Source organism: Vreelandella azerica, assembly GCF_013112225.1.
Taxonomy (GTDB): Bacteria; Pseudomonadota; Gammaproteobacteria; order Pseudomonadales; family Halomonadaceae; genus Vreelandella; species Vreelandella azerica.
Genome location: NZ_JABFHI010000001.1, coordinates 606785 through 625143, shown reverse-complemented (window position 1 = coordinate 625143; position 18359 = coordinate 606785). Strand labels below are relative to the sequence as shown.

The window sequence follows — 18359 nt, the reverse complement described above, 5'->3', positions numbered from 1 at the left end:
AGCAAGTAATAAAATGTGCTTTGGATAGCTGCACGCTATTTAAAACTCAACGCTCACCCTTCATTGACCAAACGTGGAGGCAAGCGTTCAGTAACATTAGGCAATAAATAGTTGGGGGCAAGCAAAATAATTATCAAGGAAGAGCTTTCGGCACACTGCTTAGTGTTAGCAACTAACTGCCCAGCCACTGCAACATGCAGCCCTTTGGGTTCATATTGCAGTGGCTAAGCGGTGGGACTCAGGCGACATTAGGCGAGTTATCAACAGGGCAGAGGGCGAATTACTCGGTGTTCTGCATGGAGCAGCTATTCAGATGCGGCTGAAGACGCAGACGCAGACGTTGACCAGGCATTAGCATCATATTGCCCATGTTCTTCAAAATAGGATTTCAACAGGCGCAACTGTTCGCTATCCATTGCGAAAGACTGAATATTCATATTTGACGACGTCTGAGCGCTGGGCATTGCTAAGTTGCCTTCGCTCACCGTCATTAACCCAGTGCCTGCTGTACCATCGCCGGATAACCGGAACGGCATCTGCTCAAACATAGGCACATCCGTGGATGAATCACTAACTATAGAGTTAGATGCCGAGAATGACGACAGATTAACCGGCTGTACCTGCTGGACAGGTTGCGATGGATTATTAGCAATATTGTTGCTGGGCTGCTCAATCAGGTCAGTGCCGCTATTGAAATACTGAACACCAGTAATCACCATGAGCGATACTGCCGCGGCAATACCAGCGCCACGTGCAAAGGACATTGAGGATACTTTCTGGCGAGATGTCGTTTCAGCAGGCGCCGCCACCTGTTCAGGCGATTCTTCTTGAATACGCGCCATGATGCCAGCGGAGAGATCCATGCTGACATCAATCTCTTTATCACGCTGCATCAGGCTGCGAGCCAGATGATAGCGCCGCCAGGTATCTGCTGAATCGCTGTCATTATCCAGGCCTTTAAGTACGCGGCGCAATTCCAGTTCATCACTTTCGCCGTCCATTAAAGCTGACAGTGACTCGCGTGTGTTCTGACTCATACTTCACATCCTCACAATAATCCGGGGCACTTAATGATGCTTCCCCGCGCCAAGACCCTATCGTCTTTCCCGCCTTACACATTGAAGCTCATCTTCTACGGATGACCTTGTTCACTGATTCACCCCTTTGAGACGCCAGATTTTCTTAACAGTTCAATACACGCTGGCTGAACTGTCAAAAAAGACCTGTCAAAAAAGACGGATCAAAAAACCGCCGTGATACGGTTACGCTTCATCGCGGCTGTTGCGTGCGGTACTCACCAGGGGGCGAATATGCTCATCCACCGCTTCACGAGCTCGAAAAATGCGCGAGCGCACGGTTCCCACCGGGCATTGCATCACCTGGGCAATATCTTCATAGGCCAGGCCATCCAGCTCGCGCAGGGTAATAGCGGTACGTAAATCATCCGGCAGGTTTTCAATCGCCTCATAGACAGCGGCTTCCAGCTGATCCCGGGCAATGGATGCCTCGGGTGTCTCGCTATCTGAAAGGCGCCCGCTTTGATCAACGATTTCCGCATCGCTGATATCCACATCGTTACCTGGTGGCCGACGACTGCGAGAAACCAGGTGATTCTTTGCGGTGTTGATGGCGATACGATACATCCAAGTATAAAAAGCACTCTCTGAGCGAAAGTTCCCCAATGCCCGATAAGCCTTGATAAACGCTTCCTGGGCCACATCTTGAACTTCGGAATGGTCGTGTACGTAGCGGCTAATCAGGCCGATGATCTTGTGCTGATATTTTCTGACCAGTAGATCAAACGCCCGGTTATCACCTTTTTGAGCTCGCTCGACCAATTGCTGGTCTGTTTCACGAGTGCCCATGCAAACACTCCTTCAACCTGCATGGAGTGGCGGTACTGTCCAGATACGGTCCCTGATCAAAATGGGCATTTTCGGCAAACGGCATAGCGTCCCTTGAGCATATGGTTAAACTGTTCATTTCCAGAGCGTCATCAAGCAAAGGCTTGATAACAACCCGGAACAACGACCAGCGGATAGAGATCGTCAGTTTTTCGCTTGCTATGACAATCATCTGACCACTTTCGTTTGGCAATTTATAAAGTGAATAGTGTTACGCGTTCTGGCCTTGGCATCAAGCAGTTGATCCGGTGATCTGTCACAGTATCGTGGGCGATTGCAAAGCAATTGCTGGTTGATCACTGGCCAAGCGATGCTAGGCACTATAAAGTTGCAGCTACTCCAAGGTTTTAAGCCTTTGCATGTTACAACCTCTTAAAAGCTCAACTACGTTAGCTTATCAAACATATTTCCAGACCCTTTTATCAACCCTCGTTCAAACACAGGTAGCAAGATGTCAGAACAGCAGGTGAATAACCTTAACGTGCTCGCTCAGGATGTCCTGATCACACCGGAAGCACTCAAACAGGCCGTCCCGCTTACCGAAAAGGCCGAGCGCTGCGTTATTGAAGGTCGCCAGACCATTCAGAACATTCTTGATGGCAAGGACCCGCGTCTGCTGGTGGTCGTCGGCCCCTGCTCCATCCACGATGTAGAAGCCGCCAAGGATTACGCCAAGCGTTTACGCGAACTCGCCGACAAGGTCAGCGAAAGCCTGTATATCGTCATGCGCGTCTATTTTGAGAAGCCTCGCACCACAGTGGGATGGAAAGGCCTGATCAACGACCCGCACCTTAACGATTCTTTCGAGATTGAGGAAGGCTTGCACATTGCCCGCCGCTTGCTGGTTGATCTGGCTGAAATAGGCCTGCCACTGGCTACCGAAGCCCTCGACCCGATTTCCCCCAGTACCTGCAGGATTGCATCAGCTGGTCTGCGGTTGGCGCGCGCACCACGGAATCCCAGACTCACCGTGAAATGGCCTCCGGGCTGTCCGGCCCGGTCGGCTTCAAGAACGGCACCGACGGCAGCCTGGATGTGGCCATCAACGCCCTTCAATCGGTTGCCAGCCCACATAACTTCCGGCATCAACCATGCAGGTCAGGTGTCGATCATTCGCACCCGCGGCAATGCCTACGGCCATGTGGTACTGCGCGGCGGTAATGGCAAGCCGAACTACGATAGCGTCAGCGTGGCACTGGCCGAGCAGGAGCTCAAAAAAGCCGGCCTCTCGCCCAACATCATGATCGACTGTTCACACGCCAACTCCAACAAGGACGCCGCCCTTCAGCCGCTGGTGCTGGAAAACGTCACCAACCAGATTCTCGACGGCAATACGTCGATTATCGGCCTGATGGTTGAGTCCAACATTGGTTGGGGCAATCAGAAAGTGCCTGCCGATCTGAGCCAACTGAAGTACGGTGTTTCCATCACCGATGCCTGCATTGACTGGGATACAACCGTCGAGGCCTTTACCCAAATGAATGAAAAGCTGGCAGCTGTGCTGGCCAAGCGCATCGCTGCTTAACCGGCCCTCGCCAGACGCTTCATCAGACGCTGTAACATCCGCCCAGCTTGGCTAAGCTGGGCGGACTCATTTCATACACCCGCGATTTCTCGCCGAAACGGTGGCAAGGCATCCAGCAGCGCCTTGCCATAGCGGCGCGTTAGCACCCGTCTGTCCAAGAGAGTAATTCTGCCTCGGTCGCTTTCCTTGCGGATCAGGCGCCCACAGGCCTGCACCAGCTTGATCGATGCATCCGGCACGCTGATGCGCATGAAGGCGTTACCGCCCTGGCTTTCAATCCACTCGGCCAGGGTGGCGCCCACAGGGTCATCCGGCACCGCAAACGGCAGCCGGGTAATGATCACATGGGTCAGGTAGTCACCGGGCAGGTCAATCCCTTCGGCAAAACTGGCCAGCCCGAAGATAATACTGCCCTTGCCCGCATCCACGGCATCACGATGACGCTCCAGCAGCTCGCGCTTGGGCAGGGCATCCTGCGCCAGTACGCGCTGCTTCACCCTAGCCGGCAATGCTTTCTCGACAGCCCTAAGCTGAGCGCGGGAAGAAAACAGCACCAGGGTGGCTTCGTCCTTGTCCAGCGCCGCCACAAAATCAACGATTGCCTGCTCGTGAACGTCACGGTTCCCCGGGTCGGCGGCGGCCTGGGGCACGCTCAGTACTGCATTGGCGTAATCAAACGGGCTGGGCAGCGCCTGATAGCGGTAACGGCTGGCCAGACCCGCGCGCTCCTGCAGGCGCTCAAAACGCCCCAGCGCTGTCAGGGTCGCGGAGGTTACTACGGCCCCGTGGCAACGCCCCCAGAGATTTTTCGCCAGAGTTTCCGCTGCGGAAACCGGGCTGGCCGAAAACTCAATATCAGGCTCGCCGTTGACCCGGTTCAGGCTGATCCAGCGTGCACTGGGCGGCGCCTTGGGCGGGTCTTCTGTGCTAAAGGCAGTCCATAGCGCATGGGCGTCATCAGCCCGGCCATGCACCAGGGCCACCAGCGGCAACCAGGCTTCCGCCTGCTCACGGGCCAGGCCCGTCTGCTTGTCAGGGTCCAGGCTTTCGCGCAGGATATCGCTGATACTTTCCAGGGTGCGTGCCAGGGTGGCAAATATCGTCACCAGCTGAGTGGCCTGCTCGCGCAGCCCATCGGGTGCCTTGCCGCCTTCAAACCGCACCTGCTTGAAGGTCTCATCGTCATGCAGGCCGTTAGGGCGCTCAGCCAACTGATAGCCGGTCTGAAACACATCGCCAAGCAGCGGCTCAAGCGCTTGCAGGGTATCCGGCAACGTCGCCAGCAAGCGTGCTACCGTGGTCTGCGCGGCCAGCGCCTGATTGAGTTCTGTCAGGCTGTTCTTGAGGGTTTTCAGCCAGCCCAGGCAACCATGTACGGCAAAGCGGTGAGCAAAGTGCGATAGCGCTTTATCAGGCAGATGATGGCCTTCATCAAAGATGAAGATGGCATCTTCCGGCTCCGGCAGAATCGCGCCGCCACCCAGTGAAAGATCCGCCAGCACCAGATCATGGTTAGCGACAATCACATCGGCTTCTTCCAGGTCACGGCGGGCACGAAAAAAGCACAGGCCGCAAAGTGACCGCAGCGGCGGTTGGTACATTGGCGGTGATCCACCGTCAACCGCCGCCAGCTCTGGGCACCAATGCTTTCCGGCCAGCTATCCCGGTCGCCCTGCCATTCGCCTTTGCCATAGGCGTCCACCATGTTTTTCGCCAGCGCTTCAAACTCACTGTTACCGGCGGCAAGATCCTGCTCGAACAACGACATGGCCGGGTTGGGTTCAGCGCCGCCGGTGGCCTGGTCAAGGCGCGCCACGCATACGTAGCGGCCACGCCCCTTAGCCAGGGCATAGCGAAAAGCCAAACCACTGTGCTTGGCCAGCATGGGCAGGTCCTGATTAAGCACCTGCTCCTGCAGAGCAATGGTTGCCGTCGAAAGAATCAAGCGCTTGCCCTGGGCCTTGGCAATCGGCAGTGCGGAAAGCAGGTACGCCAGAGTCTTACCCGTGCCAGTGCCCGCTTCCAGCACGCAGACGTGGGTATCATTCTGGCGCTTACCATCGCTGTCCATGCTGATACCGCCCAGAGTACGGGCGATTTCGGCCATCATCAGGCGCTGGCCATAGCGCGGTGTCAGCGACAGCTGCTCCACCACCCGACGATAGGCCGCCTGTATTTCGCTTTTCAGCGCATCATCCAGCATGACCGTTACAGCAGACCTTCCGGCGGATGTTCGCAGGGCAGTTTCTCATCGATGTAGCGTTCAATTTCTGGCAGGGAGAAGGCATCTTCTTCGCCAACAAAACTGATCGACACACCCTTGGCGCCGGCACGGCCGGTACGCCCGATACGGTGGACGTAATCTTCCGGGTCTTCCGGCAGGGTATAGTTGATGACGTGGCTGACATCATCAATGTGAATCCCGCGCCCGGCTACATCAGTGGCAACCAGCACCTGGATCTCGCCTTCGCGGAAACGCTCCAGCGTCTTGATCCGCTGCGCCTGAGGCACATCACCCGACAGCATGGCGGCATTGATACCGGCTTTGCTGAGCACATCATTGAGCTTGCGCACCAGGTCACGGCGGTTGCCGAAGACCATCACGCGCTCAAAGCTTTCCTGCTCCAGCAGGCTGACCAGCAGGCGCTGCTTGTCATCATCGGACACCATGTACACGCGCTGGTCGATATCCGCCTGATTTTCCAGGGTGACTTCGATCTCGACATGCGCCGGGTCAAGCGTCCACTGGCTGGCCAGATTAAGAATATCCTCGGTAAAGGTTGCCGAGAACAGGAAGGTCTGGCGCTCTTCCTTCTGAGGTGTATAGCGGATGATGCGCTTGACGTCAGGAATAAAGCCCATCGACAGCATACGGTCGGCTTCATCCAGTACCAGCACTTCTACTTCACCCAGGTCGATATCCTTTTTCTGATGAAAATCGAGCAGACGGCCCGGCGTGGCCACCAGGATGTCAATTTTCTTGCCCAGGCTATCGCGCTGCTTCTGGTAATCCATACCGCCGACAACGCTAGCGACATTCAGCTTGGTGAAACGCGCCAGCGCACGGGCATCTTTCTCGATCTGCAGGGCCAGTTCTCGGGTAGGCGCAATCACCAGCGCTCGGGGCGCGCCTTGTTTCTGGCCTTCCGGCGCTGGCTCTTCAAGGAAATAGGCCAACATCGAAATCAGAAAGGCGGCTGTCTTGCCGGTGCCCGTCTGTGCCTTGCCGACGATGTCACCACCGAGCAGCGTCTGGCGCAGGGCTTCAGCCTGAATCGGCGTGCAGTATTCAAATCCTTGGGCGTGAATGGCACGCATCAGGGGAAGCGGCAAATCAAAATCATGAAAGCGCCATTTACCCGCCACAGCGGGCACCTGAAACTGGCGCAGATCCCAGTTCGACTGGCGACGACGCGGTTTGCGACGACGACGTTTAGGCTTACGGTTCTGGGCCGATGCGGGGGTCTGTTCCGGCTCGCTCATAGGCTCTCTATTCGTCAGTTACGGTGAATGTTGCGTGATGATCTTAAGTTCTAGAGGCGGTATTGTAACAGGCTTTGCCTGCCAGGCACCCTTATCAATTGTGTTCTCCATGTGCGATGGCGCCTGGACTGTTAGAATACAGTTCAACACCAACGTTTTGACATCAGCGGAGCGTGATATGACGCGCAAGAAAAAAACCCGTTCGCTCGCCGACAAGGTGACGATTCGCACCGGTCGGCGCAAGGATTTTAAGAAGTGGCGCCACGATAACCCGGATCAGGTCGCGCCTTCACGGCGTTTCGTCGCCAAAAAGCAGCAGCAGCGCAAGTTGCAGGCTGCCCGTAAGATGGCACGCCAGGAAAGCGGCCAGTCCATCCAGATTCACCCCAGCGACAAGGATAACAAAGAGGACTCATGATGCGGCTGGTCTCTTTCAATATCAACGGCATTCGCGCTCGACTGCATCAGTTGCAGGCCCTGATTGATCAGCTCAAGCCTGATGTGATCGGTCTGCAGGAAACCAAAGTTCACGATGATGCTTTTCCCCGTGACGCCGTTGAAGCCATGGGCTACCACGTCTTCTATTTTGGCCAGAAGGGCCATTATGGGGTTGCCCTGCTTTGCCGTCAGCAGCCAGAGGCTGTGTTTTACGGCTTTCCCGATGATGAGGAAGACGCCCAGAAACGTATGATTGGCGTGCGCCTGACCGCCGAGGATGGCGAAGCCGTAACGGTCTGGAATGGCTACTTTCCCCAGGGGGAAAATATCGCTCACCCGACCAAGTTTCCTTATAAGGAACGCTTTTATCAGCAGCTGGCCCGCCTGCTTGATCAGCAGCACCGCCCGGATGAGCGCCTTGCGGTGATGGGCGATTTCAATATCTCGCCACAGGATCAGGACATCGGCATTGGTGAGCCGAACCGCAAGCGCTGGCTGCGCGAGGGCAAGACCAGCTTTCAGCCGATTGAGCGCGAGTGGCTGGAAGGCATCAAGGCCTGGGGGCTAAGCGACAGCTATCGTCTGATTCACCCTGAGCGCAATAACCATTTCAGCTGGTTCGACTACCGCTCCAAGGGCTTTAACGATGACCCCAAACGCGGCCTGCGGATTGACTATATTCTGGTCACCCAGCCGCTGGCAGACTGCGTATCCGGCGCGGATATCGACTACCCGCTGCGCGCCATGGAAAAACCTTCTGACCATGCACCTACCTGGAGTGATTTTTCCATCACTCTGAAAGACGCCACCTGATTCCCTCTGGCGCTGTTTACCTTAGCTGAAACTCAATGCGTTGAGTGGCGCGCCTGAGCTGCTCGCTGGCCTCAAACTGCCAGCGAGCAATGGCGTCCAGCGCCGCTTCTTCAAACACCCGTTTCGGCTGGGCCCTGGTCACGCGAATCGTGCTGCTATCCACACTCCCATCACGGCGGATAACAAACGTCACTTCGACAAACCCTTCCAGCCCACGCCGTTGGGCGCGCCGTGGGTAGGTAGGGTTTACTCGGCTGGCCGGGGCCAGCTGGCCAACGCTCACCGGCTCATCTGAAGGCGCAGCCTGCGCCTGGGCAGGCGCGTCTTGCTGAGGTGAAGCAAACGCATGCTCGGCCGTAGACTTGGAAGCGGCATCCGCCTGGGGCGTGGGCTCAGGTTCTGGTTCGGGCCCGGGCTCAGGTTCTGGTTTGGGTTTGGGTTTGGGTTTAGGCCCTGGTTCGGGCTCTGGCTTAGGTTCTGGCGCTTCACTATCATTGACCACCACCTGGCTGTCAGCGTCTGGCAATGCGTCAGGCGCTTGCTCCACCTGGGGTGGCGGCGTTTCTGTGTCAGGCAGGCTTTCGCTGGCCGCAGGCGTTTGTGCGGCCTGTTCAGGTGGCGTTTCGGTTGACTCGGTGGCTTCCAGCAGGGTCATCGACAGTGTCATTTCGGGGGCTTCCACTGGCCGCTCCGGCGGGGTGACCAGCAGGGCTAACAGCCAGAACAATCCCACTGCCAGCGTCATCCCTCCCAGCATGGAAAGCAGATGGCGTATCATCGCGTACTCCGGCTTGCCGCTACCGCGACCTGTTCAACGCCAGCCTGTTTGAGGCGGTCCATCACTTCAATCAGCAGACCAGTGGTGGACGCCCGGTCCGCCTGAATCACCACAGCGCCATCATCACTCAACATTCCGGCCACCTGCTGGCCAATGCGATGCACATCCACCGCTTTGCCATCCACCCAGACGGTGCCTTCAGGCGTAATGGCCACCAGCACCTGAGCATCCGGGCGCGGCGTTGCCGCTGAGGCTTCTGGGCGCTCGATCTCGACGCCGCTTTCCTTGATAAAGCTGGTGGTGACAATAAAAAAGATCAGCATGATAAACACCACATCAAGCATCGGTGTCAGGTTCACCTCGTTGCTGTCTGTCGTGGATTCCATTAAACGGCGTCTACGCATTGTTTTCCTCCAGCGCGCGGGCCAGACGGTCATTCAGGCGCTGGTCTTCCCGGCGGATCACATGCTCAAGACGGCTGATCAACAAGAGCCCTACCAGCGCAATGGCCATACCGGCCAGGGTGGGCAGCGTGGCCCGCGCCACACCGTCGGCCATGGCCCGAGCCTGATGGGTATCGCTAAGAGCCAGGCTATCAAAGACGCTGATCATGCCGGTCACCGTGCCCAATAAGCCGAGCAGCGGGCACAGAGCCACCAACAGCTTGATCCAGGGTAAGGGGCGACGCAGTCTGGCCACCAGTGCTTGCGTCCACACTTGGCGCAGCGTGCGAGCACTCCAGCTGCGATGATCGCTGCGCGCCGTCCAGCGACGGATCAGCTGACGGCGGGCAAGGCGCCAGCTGACGCGGTAATACCACCAGCGTTCAAGCGCCATACCAAAAACCAGCATGGCCACCAGTGCCAATATCCCAAGCACGGGGCCGCCTGCGTCTAACAGGCGCTCAACCGGAGCCAGCCAGAGAGGCAAGTGGGGCATATCACAGCCCTCCGTGCTTATTTGAAGGCAGGGCTTCAGACGGCGAGGATGAACCTGATTCGAGATGATCCGCCAGAGCAGCACTCGCTTCGCCTTCCAGGGTCTGAATGATCAGGCGGCTGCGGGTCGCCAGGGCCGTCTGGGCAAACAGCAGCGGCACGGCCGTCACCAGCCCCAGCACCGTGGTGACCAGCGCCTGGCTGATACCGCCAGCCATCAACTGGGGGTCGCCGGTGCCGAATACAGTAATCGCCTGAAAGGTCACTATCATGCCGGTCACCGTGCCTAACAGGCCAAGCAGCGGGGCAATGGCGGCCAGCAGCTTAACGATCGGCTGCCCACGCTCAATACGCGGCAGCTCCGCCAGCACAGCCTCATCCAGGCGGGCCTCCAGCGCCTCCGGAGCCTGATGCTTGTCCAACTCTTTGAAGCGCGCCAGCACCCGGCCCAGAGGATTGTTCGCCGATGGCTGACCCAAGGCCTTGCACTGGCGGCGCATCCGCAGGCTGACCACGCTCAGGTAGCCATACTGTAGCAGGGCGACCAGCAACCCAAGCCCCCAGAGTGACAACGACATAGCCCACATAGCCCCCTGATGGAAGCGCTCCAACAGGCTGGGCTGTTGAGCCAGGGCGTTCAACACGCTTCCCTGGGTCGGGTCGATGACAAACAGGCGCTTTGCCCCCTGGAAATAGGCAGGAATCACCTCGCTGATGTTTTTGGGCGTATGCGGCACTTCAGCCAGATGGTCTGAGTCCTGACGCTTACTGAGCAGGGCAGAATCGGTAAAGGCCACAAAATCTCCCAGGCGCACAATATCACGCACGGCAATCTCGCCGCTGGTATCCGCCACGGGCCGCTCAAGGCGCACAGCTTGCCCGGTGCGCTGAGTCAGCCGCGCCAGGCTATCCACCAAGGTTTCAATCTGTTCAGGCTTTAATACGCCAATATCATCCAGGCGCGGTGGCAACGCATTGGCCTCTAAAGTTAACCAGCTGTTGCCCCCTAGTTCGTTGCGCACTTCTTCACTATGCCGGGTGAGATCCGCCAGCAGCGCCGTCAGCGTTTCGCCCTGTTCACTCTGACGCTCTGCCAGGGTTTGTGCTCGCCGCATTTGCTGTTGTTGCTGTTCCACCAAGGCTGCCTGCTGCTGTTCAGCGGCCTGGTGCTTGGCTCGGGCATCATCCAGCGCCGCTTCCAGTGCCTGCGGGTCATTCAGCAGCGCTTCAAGCCTGGCTTGATCCAAAGCGCTTGCCGCTTCCCGGGCGTCCTGTAGCGATACCAGGCCCTCGGTCTGGCTCAACGCCTTGCCGCTGGTGATCAGGCTGGCCAGCAAGATTAGACAGATCAGCACTTTCATCGCTGACCTCCTGCGGCGTCTTCCACCATCACCGAAAGCGGTAAACGCAGTAGCTCGGGAGTTCGCTGGTCATCGGCAATTCGCAGGCCGTTTCGCACCTCGCGCCGGGCAGTTTCATCCAGCGTGAGCCATTGGCGGCTTGCAGCATCCCATACCCCACCCTGGCGACCGTCTGGCGTGAGGTAGTACAGGCCAATACGGCCAAGGCGCAGGAACTCAACCTCACGGGGATTACTTTCGGCCAGTTGCAGGCGCCCGCGCCAGCTATCCACTGCGCGGCCGTAGGCCAGTTCGGCGCGCCAGGTTTCCAGCAAGCCCGCAATCCGGGTGGCGCTATCAGCCTGGGCAGGTTCGGCGGGCGCTAAACGCGCCAGACGCTCGTCTTTCAGAAACGGCAGATCAGCATTGATCCAAGCGGTTAATTGCTCCCTCATCAGCTGCTCGATCTCTGGCAAGGCAGCGCGGGTGTCATCCAGGTTATTCAGCGCCCTTTCAAGGCGCTGCTGGTGTTGGGCCTCGCTGACCAGGCGAGTACTCAAGGCAGCGTTGGCGGCTTGCAGCTGGCGGGTATCGCGTTCAAGGCGGCGCAATTCTTCAATAGCTGAGCGGGTCGAGTCATCGGCTGCTTCAATCTGCTGCTGGAGCGCAGACGGCGCCCCACTCTGCTCTTCCTGCGCCATGATGTTGCTAGTTGCCATCAGCGTGCCGCTGGCCAGAACACCGGCAAGCCAGCATCCCTGCAGGGCTAGTAAAGGCCTTTTCAGCACGTCATGCCTCCGTTACTGGCAGGTGCGCTGAAAAGACCGCGCACCGCTTCAATTAGTTATGAGAACCATTTGCGTTTGATTACAAGGCGCATAGCCTACCACCTATTGAGTAAATAACAATATTTATCATTAACATTTAGTGGAATCGAAACGAAAAGCCAACGCCATGCTGGCAATCTGCCTCAATTGAGGCGAGGCGTACAATTAAGAAAAGGCACAGGAGGGAAAGAAAATAGAAAAAAATTACAAGATAACGGTATATTTTTGGTTTCAAGCCCATCTGGGTAGAGCGGCGGAAATCGATGACCGGCAACCGCTGATTTGTAAACAGAATTGCAGCACGAATAAACGGCCTGACTCAATAATGATAGCGACACGAAATGATAGTGATTGCATGATCATCAGTTGCATAGACCAACCGATTCGTATCATCAATCCGCCTTGACCAAAAACCCGCCAGATATTCTTTTAGCGGTTCAGGTTTGCCGATACCGTCAAAAGGTGAGCGTTTTACGTCACTTATCAGCTTTTTTACCCGTTTAAGCGTTTTTTTATCTTGCGTTTGCCAATACAGATAATCTCTCCATGCTTCGTCAGTCCACGATAGTAAAAGGCTACTCATCAATCAAAGCTCTTTGCTTTACCTTACCCGCTTTGAATTGCGCAATTGAACGGTTCAAATGCTCAGCATTTGCAGGTGAGCGCATCAAATGCACCGTCTCCATCAGGCTGTTGTAATAGTCCAGGGACATAACAACGGCATCTTCTGAATCACGACGCGTAATCACGGCGGTATCGGCATCGTTTACCACAGCGTCCAGCAGGGCTCTCAAGCCATTCCTTGCCTCTGTAAAAGATACAATTCTCATAAACCCTCTACTTGCACAGTTTAGAGTACAAGTACAGCCTCGCCCTCAGACATGTGCAATAAATTGTACATATCATTCTGTCAGCTAGCGCTTGGCACGGTTTTCACGATTGCCACATTCAGCCTGATCTTGCTATAGAAACAACATCGACACACGACAACTTGCAGCAAGCCTTGGTTCTCACAGCAGGCTTTTCTCGCTGCTGCATATCTCAAATAACGCGAAGCAAAGCGGCGGCCTGTCAGGGACGTCTGCCTTACGCAGCCCATTATTACTGTTTCAGTCATACTCTGCATGCTGTGGCAGATCATCGGTAATCTCGAACCAAGGAGCCTTATTGCCCACGAATACATGGCGCCCTGCTTTTACCTCGGGGTCAGTATCAAGTGTGCCGAGTGGGAAACCATAGATCTCAGGGGCTGCATCAAACTTGGTATAGAGGCTGGAACCGCAGTTTGAGCAGAACCCTTTGTGCTCACCTGGAGACGATTCGTAAAATTTCAGTAGCTCTTGGCCTTTGACGGTATGCCAATCTGAAGACCGTACTTTAGCGCGGGTTCTAAAAGCCGAGGCATGAAGCTTGCGGCACATTGAACAGTGACAGTTCAGAACATCGGTAAGCGGACCGTTGATTTCATATTGAACCCCTCCACAGAGACAACTACCTGTTTGCTTCATTAATGCGCCTCCTTGTGTAATAACGGTGGTTTACCTCGTTTGCATAAACTTAATAAACCCAACAGCACGCGTCTAGTGGAGGCCGCAGGCCAGTAACCCTGTAAGGTCTCACGCCGGGCATCAGCTTTGGAGACGAGGCGCATCTACTGTTAACCCCACAAATTTTCTCTGTTTCTGAAAAGCTCCTCAAAACCCAGTGGGTTCTCTATCGCACTTCAGAGGGCAGATTGTTCGAGCCCTGGATAGGGCTATCACCGGCACACACGCAGAAGGCAGCGGCGCCCGTTAGCGCGTCCGCTGACCTGACTTGTTAGCAGAGACATCCTTCAGACCACCGGACACGTACTTGTGCAGGACACTGGAAACTAGAGACTGGTAAGGAAGCCCCTCTTCCAACGCTCGACGTTGAAGTGCTTCAAGGTCGCGACTGGAGATGCGTATATTGATCCGTTTGTCTTTCTTGAACGTCTCTTCCGCTGCCTTCGTCAAGTACTCCCGACGATCGGCATCCAGATCTGACTCGAACTCTACGGATTCGTAAGACTCCAGCAGCTCTTGCTCTTCGAGATCCAATTTGGTCTTGGCCATGCTACCCCCTAGAAATGTCTTGGTGGCCTTGCGACTGGGGATGACCGTTTTGAGAAAGATCTCGCTATCATTCTCGACGTACGGCACCAGCCAGGCATAATTATCAATCCGAACTACAAACAGGCGTTGATTCGGATACTTGTCCCTGTTGGGGTGAGGTCCATCATCAAGTAAACCACCAGACTGAAGAGCAAACAGGACATCTTCGAAGGAGACTCCGCGCTCGCTCATCAACTGCTGGTTCTTTTCAGCATTCCAGTTAATTTGCTTCATGGTACGAGTCTAGCAGAGTGTGTGCCTATTGGCATCTTGCTGACAGTGATTGGACTGCACGTCCTGATATTGGATGAACAATCTTGCTTAGGAAGGGAATGGCGAGCGCCCTACTCGCCACTTTTGGGAAGGAAGAAGCTAGCAATCAGAACGCCCAGTCGTCTTCGGTGGCGACGGCTTTGCTGATGAAGTAGGAGGAGCCGGAGTCGGAGAAGAAGTCGTGGTTTTCATCCGCACTCGGGGAAAGTGCTGCCATGATGGTGGGATCGACATCCGTGACGCTGCTGGGGAAGAGTGGCTCGAAGCCCAGGTTCATCAGCGCCTTGTTGGCGTTGTAGTGAAGGAATTTCTTCACGTTTTCCGTCAGGCCGTGTTCACAGGAGTCTCTCGGCGTGCTGCCAACTGCCGCGCCAATCGGTATCGCCACAATATGACCACTTGGCGTCGAATGCATCGAGATCCGCTGATGTAAACTCGATCCGCAGGTTACCCCAGTGCTTGCTGCCACCTTTTTGCGTGTCGCAGGTTCGGCCGGAGCTGTCTTTTATCCAAAACCCTTCGAGAACAGTGCCACTGGTGAATTCCCCCTGAATTTGCCCGCCACCCTTCTCGGTATAATCGCCGCTGATACCGCCATCGTCTCTGCGCAGCGTCGTCTGGCGATTATCGTCCGAGCGCCAGATTCCCAGGATCTCGATGCGCGCGGTATCTGTTTCCGGCTCGTCGGGTGTGGCACGGACGCGAAGCTCAACCCTGCGATTTTTTCACGGCCTTCCGCGGTCTCATTGCTGGCAACCGGGTCGCTCTCCCCATGCGCTTCAATACGTATCCTGTCTTCGGGGATGCCCGCGTTTTCTATCAGGTAGCCTGCCACCGACCGCGCGCGATTTTCCGATAGCACCTGATTGGATTCGGCGCTGCCCACAGCATCCGTATGGCCTGCCACCACGACCGACTGCAGTTGTGCAGAATCGATGTTGGCCATGGCTTCATTGATCGCTTCCGATGCCTGGGGCTTGAGCTGGTATTTGCCCGTGTTGAACAGCACGGCACTGTCGAGTGCAATATGCTGCAGCGAACCGATAGCACCCACCGCATCAATATCCGCACCCGGTGTTTCACCGCCGCACTGCTCTCTCAGATCCAGCAGTTTGACGTAGCGAAAACTCTCATCGCCGTCGATATAAGGCGCGATATCGATCTCGGCCTTGCCGCCGCCAATGCCACCAATACGCACCCAATCTTCGTTATTGTTGGAAATGGCCAGCGCCGTGGGTTCAATTGCCGGGCCAACCTCGAACACATACAAATCCGGGCCGGGGATGTCGATCAAGCGGTTATCGGTGAGCTTCAGCACCAGTTCACCGCTACACCCCAGCGACAGGTATCCTCGTGTGTCTTCCTTGCCATAGTCCGGTATTCCCAACGCCTGCTCTCGGTCGCGGGCTGCCTCAATGGGCTGTTCGGTACCGGTATCGTAATGTACGACCTCGTCGGCGAAGGACACGTCACCCTGGGGAAAGGTAACGCTGCCACCGTGGCCATCAGGATATGTCTTCGGCTGAGCCGTGCTGGCCTGGGCGGCAAAAAACGTCAACAGGCCAAGCATTGCGACCCGATAAATAGGTATGCGCATGAGCTTGTTTTCCGTTTGTTGATTCTGGCGGTGTCCACTGTTGCTGGGTAAGATCAGATGTTTTACGGAACTCAACAGAGACCTCCATGAATATAACGCCAGAATAAGCCGCCGTTTGGAGCGCCAGCGTAAAACGGTCGGCTTGATTCACTGGTTAAGGATTCGTAAGCTCATCAACCTTATGCGTGAGGCGATTAACTGCCTTTTCACCCAACCCCTTGAGGTCTTTCTCTATAATTCGTTTTGCGGATGAGGGGTCACCATCTAGCGCGAGTAAATAAGCTTTAAACCGTAAGAAAGATCGATATGATTGGGCTTTGCGCGACATCCTCTCCTCTAGTAAAGAGATAGCCTGTCGTAACTTTTCGGTATTTCTCGAATGGACAGCTAGATCAGCCATTGTAAGCAAAGGGTAGTCATTAGCAGGGAACCGGTTAACCGCTTCCTCAATTTCGTTGAATGCCCCCTCATAATCATAATCATAAAAAGCCAGCAACCTAGCTTTGGCTGAATGGGCCATTTCCTGTGACCGATCTGAACCATCTATGGATAGCTTATAGTGCGCCTTTTCAAGTTCTTCCTTATTATCCGGGCTTTTTTCCCTATGGATAAGGCAAGTAAAGTAATTATTTATATTTATAGGGTTTCCGGGCCTATCCAAGTAAGTGCCTATGCAATAATTATAGGGTATAAAGATGTAACTCAACGAGGAGATACATCATGTCCAAGCCGTTACGCTTCATCTCTTTGACACCAGACCAACAGCGCATTGTAAATAACGCTTATCAGTACGGTGAAAAGCGAGCCTTACGCCGTCGCGCTCATGCCATCTTATTGAGCCATAAAGGGCACACGATCAATCAAATTCGTGACATTCTCGGGGTCAAGCGCGATACGGTATCGACATGGCTATCCCAGTGGGAAGCAGACGGTATTGACGGTCTGCAAGACAAACCCCGCGACGGGCGGCCAAACCTTCTCAATGATGGCGAGATAGCGTTATTGCAGCAGCTTGTTGAAGATCATCCTCATCAGTTGCCGGTGCTGCATGCCAAGTTTCAAGAAAAACCGGGAAAGTGGTCAGTCGAGATACCCTACGTCGTGCTCTAAAAAAAAACGGTAACAGTTGTAAACGTGTTCGCTACTCGCTGAAGGCACGGCGTGACGAGACAGATTTCCGCAATACGCAAGGCCTGATCAACGCATTGAAAGAATGGGAAGACAGCGGCACCTGTGATCTTTACTTCTTTGATGAAACTGGATTTTCGCAGTCTTCATCACTGCCTTATGCATGGAGCCCAATAGGGCAACCCTGGGAAGTCACTGCTTACTCTCATAGCAAGAGATTGAATGTATTAGGTTTTTATCCAGAAAAGGGATGTTCTTTCATCATATGACAATGGACACGGTGAATAGTGAAACGGTTATAGAGGCGTTTGACCAATTTGCAGCACAGAAAGATCCTGATGCCTTCGCTGTTGTTGTGCTAGACAATGCCAAAATGCATCACTCCAAGGCATTTCGACGGAAAATCATTGATTGGATGACCCACCGTATTCACCTGATTTATCTGTCGCCATACTCGCCTGAGTTGAATCTGATCGAAATTCTTTGGCGTGAAATCAAATATCGCTGGTTACCACTGACGGCCTATAGCTCTTTCGATAGGCTCTGTCAGGCGGTGAAAGGCGTCTGTAACGGTTATGGCGTAGATAACACGATAACTTTTGCATAACTACTTAGTTGGATTTAGCCATAGCAAATGCTTGATCATATTCTTCTGTTTGAAGAAAGACTTGTGTGAGCTCACCTTTTGCTCTCAGATCATTAGGCTTTTTAGACAAAACGCGTTCAAAGCTATTCTTTGCCTGATCGTATTGCCCGGAAATTCTATAATAAAACCCAATCAAGAAGGATTTGTCAGGCTCTTTGATACTTTGAACCTCGTCAAAAAATCGCCTACTATCACCAACTCTAGCCAAACATTGACATTTGATAAATCTTACATGATCGATCGAGTTCTCATGAATGGCTTTCTCATTTTGAAGAACTCGATCACAAAGTTTCATGGCATCTTTATAGTTTCGATCCTCGTCATACAGTTTTTTAATTGATTTAATAAGCACAGAAGGGATGAGAATGTTGTCAGGCACCGCTTTACCAGTCAAAATTGCTCTTTGCACAGAAAACATATAATCCGATAGATCTTCATTCTCATCATCATAATTATTAAGGTACTCCTTTACGTGGGCATTAAGGAACCGCTGATCAATTCGTCTCTGAGCGGCTGAAGCGCTCAGGGCGGCAT

Annotated in this window: 18 protein-coding genes and 4 pseudogenes; 5 read left to right on the top strand and 17 right to left on the bottom strand. The window is 54.6% G+C overall.

Annotated features, from left to right (window positions below; genetic code table 11):
• Window positions 1-305 precede the first annotated feature (305 nt).
• On the bottom strand, window positions 306-1037 hold the full coding sequence (locus tag HLB35_RS03030) for a sigma-E factor negative regulatory protein (protein ID WP_171701431.1): 732 nt from the start codon (window positions 1035-1037) through the stop codon (window positions 306-308).
• Between the two features lie 225 nt (window positions 1038-1262).
• On the bottom strand, window positions 1263-1865 hold the full coding sequence (gene rpoE / locus HLB35_RS03025) for an RNA polymerase sigma factor RpoE (protein ID WP_171701430.1): 603 nt from the start codon (window positions 1863-1865) through the stop codon (window positions 1263-1265).
• Between the two features lie 490 nt (window positions 1866-2355).
• On the opposite strand from rpoE, the pseudogene HLB35_RS03020 reads away from it, so the two are divergent.
• Window positions 2356-3429 (top strand): annotated as a pseudogene (locus HLB35_RS03020) (3-deoxy-7-phosphoheptulonate synthase).
• Window positions 3430-3500: 71 nt separating this feature from the next.
• Here HLB35_RS03020 and dinG read toward each other — a convergent pair.
• Window positions 3501-5632, bottom strand: a pseudogene (gene dinG, locus HLB35_RS03015) (ATP-dependent DNA helicase DinG).
• Between the two features lie 5 nt (window positions 5633-5637).
• Window positions 5638-6912: an ATP-dependent RNA helicase RhlB gene (gene rhlB / locus HLB35_RS03010; protein WP_171701429.1), complete on the bottom strand. Its 1275-nt coding sequence runs from the start codon at window positions 6910-6912 to the stop codon at window positions 5638-5640.
• A 178-nt stretch (window positions 6913-7090) separates the two neighbouring features.
• Between rhlB and HLB35_RS03005 the strand changes: the two genes are divergently transcribed.
• Both HLB35_RS03005 and xthA read left to right on the top strand, forming a co-directional pair.
• Window positions 7091-7330: a hypothetical protein gene (locus HLB35_RS03005; RefSeq protein WP_171701428.1), complete on the top strand. Its 240-nt coding sequence runs from the start codon at window positions 7091-7093 to the stop codon at window positions 7328-7330.
• Window positions 7330-8163 carry an exodeoxyribonuclease III gene (gene xthA, locus HLB35_RS03000; protein ID WP_171701597.1) on the top strand — a complete coding sequence of 278 codons (834 nt, stop codon included), beginning with the start codon at window positions 7330-7332 and terminating at the stop codon, window positions 8161-8163. The genes HLB35_RS03005 and xthA overlap by 1 nt, the downstream gene beginning before the upstream one ends.
• Window positions 8164-8179: 16 nt before the next feature.
• On the opposite strand, the gene HLB35_RS02995 is transcribed toward xthA, so the two are convergent.
• The 12 genes and pseudogenes from HLB35_RS02995 to HLB35_RS02935 form a co-directional block, all read right to left on the bottom strand.
• The gene (locus HLB35_RS02995) at window positions 8180-8941 is read right to left on the bottom strand and encodes an energy transducer TonB (protein WP_171701427.1); all 762 of its coding nucleotides are present in this window, start codon (window positions 8939-8941) and stop codon (window positions 8180-8182) included.
• Complete coding sequence (locus HLB35_RS02990) at window positions 8938-9345, bottom strand: ExbD/TolR family protein (RefSeq protein WP_171701426.1); 408 nt, start codon at window positions 9343-9345, stop codon at window positions 8938-8940. The genes HLB35_RS02995 and HLB35_RS02990 overlap by 4 nt, the downstream gene beginning before the upstream one ends.
• Complete coding sequence (locus HLB35_RS02985) at window positions 9338-9880, bottom strand: MotA/TolQ/ExbB proton channel family protein (protein WP_171701425.1); 543 nt, start codon at window positions 9878-9880, stop codon at window positions 9338-9340. The genes HLB35_RS02990 and HLB35_RS02985 overlap by 8 nt, the downstream gene beginning before the upstream one ends.
• 1 nt (window position 9881) lies before the next feature.
• Window positions 9882-11240 carry a MotA/TolQ/ExbB proton channel family protein gene (locus tag HLB35_RS02980; RefSeq protein WP_171701424.1) on the bottom strand — a complete coding sequence of 453 codons (1359 nt, stop codon included), beginning with the start codon at window positions 11238-11240 and terminating at the stop codon, window positions 9882-9884.
• The gene (locus HLB35_RS02975; RefSeq protein ID WP_171701423.1) at window positions 11237-12007 is read right to left on the bottom strand and encodes a DUF3450 family protein; all 771 of its coding nucleotides are present in this window, start codon (window positions 12005-12007) and stop codon (window positions 11237-11239) included. The genes HLB35_RS02980 and HLB35_RS02975 overlap by 4 nt, the downstream gene beginning before the upstream one ends.
• Window positions 12008-12365: 358 nt before the next feature.
• Window positions 12366-12629: a Txe/YoeB family addiction module toxin gene (locus HLB35_RS02970; protein ID WP_171701422.1), complete on the bottom strand. Its 264-nt coding sequence runs from the start codon at window positions 12627-12629 to the stop codon at window positions 12366-12368.
• Window positions 12622-12876, bottom strand: a complete 255-nt coding sequence (locus HLB35_RS02965; RefSeq protein ID WP_171701421.1) for a type II toxin-antitoxin system Phd/YefM family antitoxin — start codon at window positions 12874-12876, stop codon at window positions 12622-12624. The genes HLB35_RS02970 and HLB35_RS02965 overlap by 8 nt, the downstream gene beginning before the upstream one ends.
• Before the next feature lie 279 nt (window positions 12877-13155).
• Window positions 13156-13554 carry a GFA family protein gene (locus HLB35_RS02960; RefSeq protein ID WP_171701420.1) on the bottom strand — a complete coding sequence of 133 codons (399 nt, stop codon included), beginning with the start codon at window positions 13552-13554 and terminating at the stop codon, window positions 13156-13158.
• Window positions 13555-13839: 285 nt separating this feature from the next.
• The gene (locus tag HLB35_RS16875) at window positions 13840-14415 is read right to left on the bottom strand and encodes a CopG family antitoxin (protein WP_235936951.1); all 576 of its coding nucleotides are present in this window, start codon (window positions 14413-14415) and stop codon (window positions 13840-13842) included.
• 145 nt (window positions 14416-14560) lie between these two features.
• A pseudogene (locus HLB35_RS02945) lies at window positions 14561-14791 on the bottom strand (class 1b ribonucleoside-diphosphate reductase subunit beta); the annotation flags it as partial.
• Between the two features lie 168 nt (window positions 14792-14959).
• A complete protein-coding gene (locus tag HLB35_RS02940; protein WP_171701419.1) occupies window positions 14960-16051 on the bottom strand; it encodes an OmpA family protein in 1092 nt (363 codons plus the stop codon).
• Between the two features lie 154 nt (window positions 16052-16205).
• Entirely contained in the window at window positions 16206-16571 is a 366-nt protein-coding gene (locus tag HLB35_RS02935; RefSeq protein WP_171701418.1) for a hypothetical protein, read from the bottom strand.
• Window positions 16572-16771: 200 nt separating this feature from the next.
• Here HLB35_RS02935 and HLB35_RS18730 point away from each other — a divergent pair, with 200 nt between their 5' ends.
• Complete coding sequence (locus tag HLB35_RS18730; RefSeq protein WP_268895885.1) at window positions 16772-17161, top strand: helix-turn-helix domain-containing protein; 390 nt, start codon at window positions 16772-16774, stop codon at window positions 17159-17161.
• Window positions 17128-17786, top strand: a pseudogene (locus HLB35_RS18725) (IS630 family transposase). The gene HLB35_RS18730 and the pseudogene HLB35_RS18725 overlap by 34 nt, the downstream one beginning before the upstream one ends.
• 4 nt (window positions 17787-17790) lie before the next feature.
• Here HLB35_RS18725 and HLB35_RS02925 read toward each other — a convergent pair.
• The gene (locus HLB35_RS02925; protein WP_171701417.1) at window positions 17791-18219 is read right to left on the bottom strand and encodes a tetratricopeptide repeat protein; all 429 of its coding nucleotides are present in this window, start codon (window positions 18217-18219) and stop codon (window positions 17791-17793) included.
• Window positions 18220-18359: the final 140 nt, after the last annotated feature.

Excerpts from the sequence above, each read along its gene's own strand:
- HLB35_RS03030 (WP_171701431.1), bottom strand. The coding sequence starts at position 1,037 with ATGAGTCAGAACACACGCGAGTCACTGTCAGCTTTAATGGACGGCGAA.
- rpoE (WP_171701430.1), bottom strand. The coding sequence starts at position 1,865 with ATGGGCACTCGTGAAACAGACCAGCAATTGGTCGAGCGAGCTCAAAAA.
- rhlB (WP_171701429.1), bottom strand. The coding sequence starts at position 6,912 with ATGAGCGAGCCGGAACAGACCCCCGCATCGGCCCAGAACCGTAAGCCT.
- HLB35_RS03005 (WP_171701428.1), top strand. The coding sequence starts at position 7,091 with ATGACGCGCAAGAAAAAAACCCGTTCGCTCGCCGACAAGGTGACGATT.
- xthA (WP_171701597.1), top strand. The coding sequence starts at position 7,330 with ATGCGGCTGGTCTCTTTCAATATCAACGGCATTCGCGCTCGACTGCAT.
- HLB35_RS02995 (WP_171701427.1), bottom strand. The coding sequence starts at position 8,941 with ATGATACGCCATCTGCTTTCCATGCTGGGAGGGATGACGCTGGCAGTG.
- HLB35_RS02990 (WP_171701426.1), bottom strand. The coding sequence starts at position 9,345 with ATGCGTAGACGCCGTTTAATGGAATCCACGACAGACAGCAACGAGGTG.
- HLB35_RS02985 (WP_171701425.1), bottom strand. The coding sequence starts at position 9,880 with ATGCCCCACTTGCCTCTCTGGCTGGCTCCGGTTGAGCGCCTGTTAGAC.
- HLB35_RS02980 (WP_171701424.1), bottom strand. The coding sequence starts at position 11,240 with ATGAAAGTGCTGATCTGTCTAATCTTGCTGGCCAGCCTGATCACCAGC.
- HLB35_RS02970 (WP_171701422.1), bottom strand. The coding sequence starts at position 12,629 with ATGAGTAGCCTTTTACTATCGTGGACTGACGAAGCATGGAGAGATTAT.
- HLB35_RS02965 (WP_171701421.1), bottom strand. The coding sequence starts at position 12,876 with ATGAGAATTGTATCTTTTACAGAGGCAAGGAATGGCTTGAGAGCCCTG.
- HLB35_RS02960 (WP_171701420.1), bottom strand. The coding sequence starts at position 13,554 with ATGAAGCAAACAGGTAGTTGTCTCTGTGGAGGGGTTCAATATGAAATC.
- HLB35_RS16875 (WP_235936951.1), bottom strand. The coding sequence starts at position 14,415 with ATGAAGCAAATTAACTGGAATGCTGAAAAGAACCAGCAGTTGATGAGC.
- HLB35_RS02940 (WP_171701419.1), bottom strand. The coding sequence starts at position 16,051 with ATGCGCATACCTATTTATCGGGTCGCAATGCTTGGCCTGTTGACGTTT.
- HLB35_RS02935 (WP_171701418.1), bottom strand. The coding sequence starts at position 16,571 with ATGGCCCATTCAGCCAAAGCTAGGTTGCTGGCTTTTTATGATTATGAT.
- HLB35_RS18730 (WP_268895885.1), top strand. The coding sequence starts at position 16,772 with ATGTCCAAGCCGTTACGCTTCATCTCTTTGACACCAGACCAACAGCGC.